The sequence below is a fragment of the Bifidobacterium avesanii genome (assembly GCF_009299475.1).
In the GTDB taxonomy this organism is placed as follows: domain Bacteria; phylum Actinomycetota; class Actinomycetes; order Actinomycetales; family Bifidobacteriaceae; genus Bifidobacterium; species Bifidobacterium avesanii.
This window is the reverse complement of sequence record NZ_WBSN01000036.1, coordinates 1-10,305: the sequence shown is the minus strand read 5'-3', so window position 1 is coordinate 10,305 and position 10,305 is coordinate 1. Positions and strand designations below refer to the sequence as shown.

The 10,305-nt window shown below is 56.4% G+C and carries 5 protein-coding genes and 1 pseudogene; all 6 read right to left on the bottom strand.

All coding sequences use genetic code 11. The features are described 5' to 3' along the window. Positions 1 to 247 (bottom strand): annotated as a pseudogene (locus DSM100685_RS10515) (hypothetical protein); the annotation flags it as partial. A gap of 31 nt (positions 248 to 278) precedes the next feature. Further along, a complete protein-coding gene (locus DSM100685_RS10510) occupies positions 279 to 1,208 on the bottom strand; it encodes a carbohydrate ABC transporter permease (RefSeq protein WP_152351287.1) in 930 nt (309 codons plus the stop codon). A 1,015-nt stretch (positions 1,209 to 2,223) separates the two neighbouring features. Further along, positions 2,224 to 2,775 carry a YbaK/EbsC family protein gene (locus tag DSM100685_RS10505; RefSeq protein ID WP_204314381.1) on the bottom strand — a complete coding sequence of 184 codons (552 nt, stop codon included), beginning with the start codon at positions 2,773 to 2,775 and terminating at the stop codon, positions 2,224 to 2,226. 460 nt (positions 2,776 to 3,235) lie between these two features. Beyond that, positions 3,236 to 5,287 (bottom strand): SpaA isopeptide-forming pilin-related protein, encoded by a 2,052-nt coding sequence (locus DSM100685_RS11035; RefSeq protein WP_163201157.1) that lies wholly within the window; start codon positions 5,285 to 5,287, stop codon positions 3,236 to 3,238. A 119-nt stretch (positions 5,288 to 5,406) separates the two neighbouring features. Beyond that, positions 5,407 to 9,489 carry a SpaA isopeptide-forming pilin-related protein gene (locus DSM100685_RS10495; protein WP_152351286.1) on the bottom strand — a complete coding sequence of 1,361 codons (4,083 nt, stop codon included), beginning with the start codon at positions 9,487 to 9,489 and terminating at the stop codon, positions 5,407 to 5,409. Between the two features lie 719 nt (positions 9,490 to 10,208). Next, the coding region (locus DSM100685_RS10490; protein ID WP_152349624.1) for an IS3 family transposase at positions 10,209 to 10,305 on the bottom strand (97 nt) is incomplete at its 5' end.

The window sequence follows — 10,305 nt, the reverse complement described above, 5'->3', positions numbered from 1 at the left end:
CGGAGACCCACAGGCCCATGTTCGTGAAGATCTCGTCCGGACGACGCAGCGACGAGGCGATCATCCACAGGATCGGGTACAGCATCATGATCGCGAACACGAACACGACCACCTGCTTGACCACCTGAAGCACGATACGCCTGGTTTTGCCCTCGTCCTTATGCTCGACCACGGGAGCCTTGGCGATGTTGGGATCGGAGGCGTTGATGCCTTGGACCCCGATGTTGTTAGCGGTTGCGCTAGTCATAGGAATTCCCTCACTTTCCTTTTCTCGGGGCTCAGTCATCGTAGTGGACCCAGTACTTGGACAGGGCGAAGTTCAGCAGGGTGAACACGGCGACGATGACCACGAGGATCCACGCCATGGCCGCGGCGTAGCCCATCTTCATCTGGCCGAAGCCCTGCGTGTACAGGTACAGCGTGTAGAACAGGGTGCTGTCCGACGGGCCGCCCGTGCCGCCCGAGACGATGAACGCCTGAGTGAACGTCTGGAAACTGTTGATGATCGACATGACCAGGTTGAAGAAGATGATCGGGGACAGCATCGGCAGCGTGATGGAAAGGAACTGACGGCCCTTGCCGGCGCCGTCCACGCTCGCGGCCTCATAGAGTTCGCGCGGGATCTGACGCAGACCGGCGAGGAAGATCACCATAGGCGAGCCGAACTGCCAGATGTGCAGCACGATCAGGGTCCAGTTGGCGGTGGCGGGGTTGGCGACCCACGACTGGGTGAGATTCAGGCCGAACACGTTCATGAAGCGGTTGAACAGGCCGTCCGCGCCGAACACCATCTTCCACAGCACCGCGATGGCCACCGAACCGCCCATCATGCTGGGCAGGTAGAACGCGGAACGGTAGAACGTCAGGCCGCGCATGCCACGATCAAGCACGACGGCCAGCGCAAGGGCGGCCATGAGCTGCAGCGGCACGGAGACGATCACGTAGGTGAAGGTCACTTCCAGCGAGTGGATGTAGCGCGTGTCCTTCATCAGGTTCGTGAAGTTCTGCACGCCCACCCACTTCGGGCTCGTGAGCATGTTGTACTTCGTGAACGACAGGTACACCGACACGATCATCGGGACCAAGGACAAGCACACGGCACCGATGATCCACGGGGCAAGGAATACGTACGCGGGCTTGTTGTCCGTGTACGAATCATGCTTGCCGCGGTTCTTCACCAGCGACGCAAATTCAGCAGCATAACTCATGCCACTCCACCTCCTAGCAGTACGGGCGGCGTTCCGTTGACCGCCGTCTTCTCGCCGTCGACGCCCCCGTCTCTGCGCGAGAACACCGATCTCCTGAATCGATCGATACGTATCGACTTGAAGCCTAGCGAAGCGATCGACTTTATTGGCTCAAACTACTCGGCCAATTTCCGTGATCACTGTTGCGGTTCCGAGACAACCATTCGAGCCACGCCTTCTCTGGCGCAATCCCGAACCATTCATCTCCGAAATCCATCCGGCCATCTGCGGCCTTCCGGATCCCACCGGTTTCGCCCTATACTAACTGTCCTTTCAGTTTTAGGTCGATACGAATTTATTCGATTCGTATTTATAAGATAACATGCACTTCCCCACGACACGCCGATGCGGCGGTGAAGACACAAACGACGAGCATGATGCGCATCTTCCCACAGTGTGGGACCACGGGTCCTGAACGGCCACGGCACAGGCACCGCGCAATCCGTTAAGCCACGGGATCCACAGACTCACGGCCCGGCACGGCACGCAACCGCGTCAACGCTTTCCCGCCACCGCCTATCCCCGCAAAGACGCGCAGTTCCGTGTTCATTCCCCGCTCGCATGCCTTTGGCGGCTTCTTCCCACGCATGCCACCTCGTCGGAATGCATTCGCCTAGACGCGGCAAATGACTTATCCGCATAGTGAGGGCGGATTCCGGCATGTGCGGAGCGATATTCCTCGATTTGAGGGCGTCCTTCCGCTGCCGCAGCCAGTTCATCGACATGGCGGGCATCATCAAAACGGCGTCTTTCCGCCATTATCCGCAGACGTCAGAATGGAATCCCGCTCCGCACAGCACCATCACACGCCATGACTATGATGAATGGCATTGTGCAGAAGCCGAAATCCGCCCTCAAAAGCGCAGATGGCCATTCCGGTGCGCAGTTTTCAGGTTCGGAAAGACGCGATGGCCGTTTGATGACCGTTCCTATGGACACTCAATTCCGCCCGGTACCCGGAATCCGCACTGTCCCCTCACGCCCGCGGCTTGCCCAAGGCGGCCACGAAGCGCACGCCGGGAATGTCCGCGAAGATCGAGCCGGCCACCACGAGCTTGGACGGTCGGATGCCGGAGCCGATGTACAGCTTCGGCACGGCGAGGATGTGCTGGTCCACGAGGATGGGCCAGCCCGCGGGCAGGCCGATGGGCGACATGCCGCCGGACTCCATGCCGGTCGCCTCCACCGCCGCGTCGATGGGCGCGAAGCTCACCTTGGAGACTTCGAGCGTGTGCTTCACCACGCCGTTGAGATCCGCGCGGGTGTCCGCGGTGACCAGCGCGGCCGCGAACTCGGGCGGCGCCTTGCGGGTCTTGTGCGTGTGCACCACGACCACATTGCCCGTGGACTCGAACGGGATGCCGTACCGCGGGCACCACAGGTCCGTGTCCGACTCCTCGTCGGTGTTGATGGTCACGCCCAGAATCTTGCTCTCCGGCACGCCCGAGGCGACGAGCCCCTCCAACGCCTCGAGCACCGGTGCCGCCAGCAGATCGGCGTCGCGCCAATCCAGAATCTCCAACGCCATGAGCCTTCCCCCTTGTGTAGTCCTTTTATATATGTCGGACTTGCGTTCAGCCTACCGCCGCCGCGCCCGGGCAACGCCGGCGTGCCTATAGGCGTTGATTATGGCGGATTATGGGATAGGAGGCGTCACAGTCTTCGAAAGGCCGGAGACTAGCCCGCCCTCGGCAATGGGTAGCCTCGCCGGATACCCGTGCTCGCCTCCCGCGTACATGCTGCCGTCCCGATCGCCGAAGCACGAGTGCCGACGCATCATGTACGGTGTCTATGCGGTTTCCCACTGGGCCGACAAGCCAACCTCAACCGTAACCGTTTCCGAAGTCATCTACGCCAAACGTGATCTTGGCGGATATGGCCTATGACCTACAGACGAAATGTGCCCGGACCTCGACGCAATGCCAAGATTCGGGCACATTCGTTATGGGAGCCTATGGCTCCTACCGGGGCTTATAGGCTCATGAGGCTCACGCGCGCAGCAGCGCGTTGGCCTTGCGGCTCTTGACGTACACGGTGCCGGCCGCGCCCGCGAGGAGCAGACCGATCACGGTGAACATCGCGATGCCGGCGGCACCGGTCTTGGGGAGCTGGGAGATGTTGCGGACATTCTTCACCTTGTAGTCGGTGATTTCGGTCTGACCATCACCAGCATTGGTGGGAGCGAGGCCCCACACGTCGATGCCCTTAAATGCCACGGCTTTGCCACCCTTGATGGTGACCTTGAACTGGACATTCACTTGTCCGCCTAAGAAGCCTTCCGGAGCCTTGATCTCTTTAACCAAATACGTGCCATCTGCAAGACCCGCAAAGGTCACAACACCGTCCTGTACGGCGAATGCATCGCCGGTTCCAGAGTCAGGAACACGGACTGGGCGCGAGTCCGACGTATTAACGCCCTCACCGGTCCACGGGTTGTCAACGTGATCAATATCGTTATTGTCGATCTTTCCATCGCGATTGGCGTCCTTGACACCGGACATGTCCGGGTCAGGAGTGCCAACGGCGGTATTGCCGATCTCATCAGACGGAGAGATAACAAATGTGGCACCATTAATATCGGCGTTGGAGACCCCCTGTGCATCAGTCTTAGTAAAGCTGAATTGTCCCAACGTGAGCTTGGTACCATGCTCAGCCTTAGTGTGGTTGTCATTTACCTCGACGGTATTGGGAACATCGCCTTCCACACCGGTAATCTTGACAACATAAGTGACGACCACAGTCTTACCCCACAGCGGAGTTTTGTTGTATTCGGCAGATTGAAGGAGCTTGCTGAAGTCCAACCTGAAATACGCCTTATTATCGGAAGCCCCGATAATTTCCTTGCCATTGTCGGCAGCAGAAGTGGTGAGCGCGAAGTCAGTGTCCTCCGCAAGAATCTTAACCAGCCGATCTCCGTCGTACACCTTCACGTCATAAGCGCCAGCATTAGTGATGCCACCCTCAGCGTTGGACACAATATTGCCATCGGCATCCTTAATACCGCCGAGGTACACAGTCTGACCAGCACCCGGATAATCAGTCAACTGATATACATAGGTCTTCGGATCGGAACCGGTGGTCAGCGGCAGGGTGCTTTTCAGCGTGTAGCGCACTGTCTGACCAGTAGATACCGTGTTGTCACTATCATCCACGGTCTTATTGACCGGAGTCACATGGTTTTTGAAAGCAACAGTATTGTCGCCTTCATCAATATTGCCAAGTGGGTACAGGTAATTCACCGAATCAGCGGCGCTGCCGACGGCAGTTAAATGACCAGAAGCGAGAATGATCGGCGCGGAATTGACGACGACCTTACCTTCAGTGTCAGGCTTATTCTCAGTCCCATCGTGAATATGGCCACCGGGGAATGATGTCACATCAAGGAACAAATAAATACCGGCAGGCAGATCCGCGGTAAAGGACTTAGGATCGCCGGTAACAGCTTTCAGATTGCCCTTACCATTGGCATAAGACAGCTCGGTCGGATCACCAAGCTTGGGAAGATTACTGTTCGGCGTATTCAGCGCATCGGCAAACTTACGAGTAGTACTTGCCGTGGCAGAGTTAGAATTATCGCTCGTGGTCCACGGCTTATTCGCGGACTGGTCAAGATAACCGTTCTGCAAAGCCCATGCAAGAAGATCAGTCCCATCAGTAGGGATCTGCACCGGATCGTCTTTACTTGGATATTCAGACAGCGCATAAGTTAGCGCATTATTCACGCCATCCTTGGCCGCATCGGCGGTCTGCACGCCAAACACGGCATGATTGTCAGCATCAACATACTGATAGTAATCAGCCAGTTTGTATGCTTCAATCACACGGTTGTTGTTATTGCCCCACTGATCGGCGTCATCGGCAGTGAACTTGAACGTCGCGTCCGCGGTCACCTTGCCAGCCTTATCCACCTGCTTGCTATTCAGCGGCGTATACGGCAACGCCGGCGTTTCTGCCGCGTTGGCGGCTCCCGCGCCGAGGGCGAGCCCGCCGAACAGCGTCGCCGCCGCGGCCAGACCCGCCATGAGCTTCCTCAACTTCATGGGAATTCCTTCTTCCTTACTTATTTTTCCTTACTTGGATATGTGCATTCCTGCAGCCGCGGAGGGAGGAGCGCAAACAACCCCGCTCCACGATCCGCAAATCCCTAACACCCCGGACATCAGGCCGCATGACGGCCCCTTCCCCGGGAACGCGACGCCGACGACGCCACCGACGAGACGGCCATGGCCGCCCGGCGCCTGCGCGCGCCCAACGCCGCCCAGGCAACCCCGCCCGCAACCACGAACAGGCCACCCAAGGTCAGCCACGCGCGCGCCGTGCCCAAACCGCCCGTATGCGGCAGCACAGCAACCACGCGCGCGTTCGCGATCAAGTTGCCCTTATCGGCACCCGTGATCTTGACATCCGCGACGGGATCGGTCACGCCAATCGTGAACGTGTACGTTTTATTGATAATTGCGTACCCGTCCGGCGCCTTCGTTTCAGTCAACGTGTAGGTACCCGGCGTCAACGTCTCGAGTTTGAACCCGCCTGGTACCGAATCCGAATCGGCCCAACGATGATTCTTTTCGTCCTTCGTGCAACCGTCACGATTCGCACCGCAGTCAAGTACCGTCCATTCGATCTGATTCTCAACGGAATTGCCGTCAGCATCCTTGATGCGCATGACCGTCCATTCAGCACCCGAGATCTTCTCTTTGGATGCCGAATCGACTTTGGACCACGAAACCGTCGTCGGCTTATTGATGATCTGTCCACTCTCTCCATCGCCCCATGTAATGGTGCGCTTATTCGTGTCCGTTCCGATAGTCACATCATGGATGGTCTTATCCTGATCAGGCATCCAATATCCGTCTGGAGACTTCAACTCCTGAAGCCAATAATGACCATCCGGGAAATCATCAAGAGAATGAATGTCAATCTTAAAGTTACCTGCACCATTATCTTTGTCCAAGGAATTAGCACATTCAGCCTCAGTCTTGGCATCGCAGTCTGTGATGATAAGACGTGTACCATTAGTGGCCCCCTTGGGCTTGTACAGCATCCACTCACTGCCGCCTACGGTCTTGTTCTTATCATCGGTCTTCGTCCATGCAAGATAACCTTCCAACAATTTGTTACCAATGACACGACTATCAGAAAGCGGACCCAATTCATCCTTATGGCCGATCTCACTATCATTACTATCTTTCTGATATGTAAGATCTGGCTCTTTAGGAATAGAGCCACCAGTCACCGCTGTGATAACAAACTGATACACATTTGTTGTAGCTTGATAGCCGGTCGGAGCTCCTGTTTCTCTGAGCGTGTATGTTCCGGGCGCAAGATTATCCAAACTGATAACACCGATATCGGGATCATTGTCACGCACGCCATTATCAACAATCGCGACCGTCCACTTATCGTCATTATTTTTATGCCAGCAATCATCACCAGGAACATCAACCTGACAATCAGTTGGGCGCATATCTTCATCCATATACGGACCATCAGCTTTGCTGTCAGTAAGCTCTTCCGCGGTCAGTGACCACGTAGAAGGCGTCTTCACATGTTCCTCAGTCTTTCCATCTTTTTTCTCCCAGCTCATCGAATACGGAGAGTCAAAAACGACGACACCATTAGACGCATACGCACCGCCTGAAAGACGAGCACGATTACCAGTAAGCGTCAATTGCGCTTTTTCCTTAGCGGCTTGTTTATCCGCTTCAGAAACATTGGTTGCCTTGAGCGCCACGCCAGTAAGAATATAGCCATCTTTCTTCGTTGCGCTCAAATTCAACATGCCCGGAGCTTGAGCACCTGTTTTGAAATCAGCAAGAACAGCTGTTGGACTTTTACCGCCCGGCATCCATGAATCATGGTAACCAGATGAATATCGCAGTGGAACACCATCCCACTGCCAATCCACCGCTTTGTTATTACGATTCGTAAACCAAGTATCCATTAATTGGAATTGGTTAGTTTCCGCTTTGTGATAATTATCATACTTATAACCGGGATTCATGATGGCAAAATCAGCACCAGCACTTGTTGTCTCGGCGGTATTACCTGACGACGCATTATCATTATTTGCATCAATACCAGTAGTAACTTGATTATCAAATAAAGCAATATTTCCACCCTTGGAAGCGGTAGAACTACCAGACGGGCAAAACCACAGGCCACCACCAAAATGACCGGCTACGTTACCATATGCAACAGCTTTGCCCACATAGGTAGTTGAATATTCCTCCGTATACACAGCACCGCCTAAATAGCCGCTTGTGTTATCGGAATAAACACCACCAGTCATATATGCGGTCGTACGATGGCCATCAGTAGCATTCAGAAACACAGCTCCGCCTGCCCCACCACGCAGAATTTTGCCATTTTGACTTGCAGGATCACTGATCGTAGCCCAATTACCGATAAAGGAAGGAGCACCGGTTGAATCATTCTTAATGGTCAGCGTATTTTCCGCCCATACAGCACCGCCGCCGGAATTCCAGCCGGCACTCTGCGCACCGTTATGGTCGAACGTCACATCGCCTTGGATCGTCAAAGCGCCATTAATGGCATAAATAGCTCCACCGCCAGAAGAGCCCTGCATACATTTGTTCACCGCAGAAACGGAGCACCCTTCCGGCGACTGCATGTTGTTGCTGAACACTGGATGAGTGACTAAGCCACCCATAATTTTGACGGCACTCGACTTTGCATAAATTGCACCGCCGCCGCTGTTGTCCACGCTGGCGGTCGCCTGGTTCCGGTCGAACATGCCGCCGGTGATTTTCAGCGTGCCGCCCTGCGCGGCGACCGCACCGCCCTTGGGCGCATGGTTGCCCTTCGATTTGGCGTCGTTCGCCACGTCGGAGTTGAACGTGCCGCCCTCGATCGTGGTCTCGCCGCCCATCATGCTGACCGCGCCGCCCACGCCGGCAGCGGTGTTGTCCGTGAATGTGCCGCCCGAAACCGTCAGCACGCCACCGGAATTGCGGATCGCGCCGCCGCCTTTGTCGTCGTTACCGCCAGTGGCACCGTTACCCTTGAACAGGCCGGACAGCACATTCAACACGCCATTCATGTAGATGACGCCGCCAGTCACACCCGTGTTTTTTTCGAATGTGGCTGCTTCAAACGTAATCGTCGTGCCTTTGCTGGCATGTACCACGCCGCCACTGCCGGACGTTGAATTGTTCTCGAACGAACCTCCGCTTATCGCAAGCGTCCCGCTCTCCACACGGAACACACCGCCGTTGCCGTCGGCCGTATTGCCCGTGAAGTTTCCGCCCACGACGATCACGTTCGACTTCGCATACACCACGCCGCCGCCCTTGTCATCTCCGGTGGCTGTCGCTTTATTGCCCGAGAACTCGCCACCGGTGATAGTGACGGTGCCCGTCCCGTCTTGGAACACGACGGTCCCGTTGCGTCCCACGTTATTCGCATAGGAGCCACCCGCAATGGTCAGATTACCCGTCTTTTGCGTATGAACGACAACGCCGTTGACTCCGCTACTAGACAGATTTCGGAAGATGCCACCCCGAATCGTCAGGTCGTCCCCATCTTCGATGGAGAACACACTGCCCTTGCGCGTAATGCCTGTACCGTCCACGCCTGCGCCGTCTTTCGCGTCCAGCACAACCGTGCCTTTGACATTGATGGTCGTACCTTCATCGGGGACGATCATCCCGGCCATCGTGACCGTGCCCGGATTGGCCGTCTCAAGGCAGGACTTCAGCGTCGCCCACGTCGTCACCGCATCGCAGGAGTCGGCCGCGGCATCGGCGACCGCGGCGGGAGCGGGATCGTTGGCCGCAGCATTGGCCGAGTCCGAATCGGCGGACGGCGAAGAGGTGGAAGACGCGTCGGCGGGAGCGGATGGCGTCGTGGCGGAGGAGTCATCCTTAGCGGAGGTATTGTCCGCGGGGGCATTCCCAGCCGGAGCCGCGGCATTATCCGACACGGCGGCATCGCTGGCAGCGGCCGACGTGGAAGCAGTCGTGGACGGAGACGCGTCGGCGGCACCCTGCGAGGTGACACCGTTGGAAGCCTCAGAAGAAGATGAAGAGGCAGTGGCCGCGGCATTCGACGCATCCGCGGTAGTCGCAGCACTCGGAGACGCCGATGCGGTCGCCATCGGCACGGCGGCGGGCTGGCCGGCCCATGCGTAGCCGGCGGTGCCCACGCCCATGGCAATGGCAACCACGGCCGCCAATGGCCCGCGCCACCGCTTCCAACGCCCATTTGAGGGTGAATTCATACAAACCATCCCGATCCTGATCTCTCTCGATCAAAATCAATCGTTTTTGATAGCTTCTATAACTACCCCCCCCCGATCGACGGGTGTCAAATCCACCCTATGTAGTCAAACGATTGACTTAGATGATCGTCGGGAACATTTTTGAAACGTATCAATTTTTTAAACCGATAATTCCGCGGAATTCCAACGATCCTAAAATGTGAGACGATCTAATTAATTCAGCACATACGCGACACGCCGAGAAAGCGATTACACCACGCCGCGCAAACATCACCACCGTCCATCCCTGAGTGCACATCACACTCCCCATCTCATCCATAAAGGGGGATTTCCTCCCCGTCATAGCATTCATCCACGTATCATCCACCCACGCACACACCATTCATCCGTGCAGCCATCCACACGTTGAGCAGATTCAGCACGCCAGTGCTCCGGTGCGCCCACCCATCAACCGTCGTGCACTTATCCCGCTCAATCCATCCAAGCAAAATGCCAGACTGAGCGGATCCAGTGCGGAAACAACCTTATCGGACTTGTCACGCACTTATCCCGCTCAATCTTCCGTCTCACTACCGCAGATTGAGCGAAATCAGTGCAGGGGCATCCCCAAACAGCCCGTCACACACTCATTCCGCTCAATCCACCAGCCGACAAGCGCAAATTGAGCAAATCCAATGCGGGAACTACCCTATCGGGGGTGCGGACTTTTTCTTGGACGGCTACACCGCCAGCCCAAGGTGTCTGCGGTATTGCACCGGGCTCATCCAGCCCAGCGACTTCTTGATACGGGTCCCATTGTAATGGGACAGGTAGGCG

Bases quoted from the DNA above. Each gene is read 5' to 3' on its own strand.
- DSM100685_RS10505 (WP_204314381.1), bottom strand. From the start codon at position 2,775: ATGGCGTTGGAGATTCTGGATTGGCGCGACGCCGATCTGCTGGCGGCA.
- DSM100685_RS10495 (WP_152351286.1), bottom strand. From the start codon at position 9,489: ATGAATTCACCCTCAAATGGGCGTTGGAAGCGGTGGCGCGGGCCATTG.
- DSM100685_RS10510 (WP_152351287.1), bottom strand. From the start codon at position 1,208: ATGAGTTATGCTGCTGAATTTGCGTCGCTGGTGAAGAACCGCGGCAAG.
- DSM100685_RS11035 (WP_163201157.1), bottom strand. From the start codon at position 5,287: ATGAAGTTGAGGAAGCTCATGGCGGGTCTGGCCGCGGCGGCGACGCTG.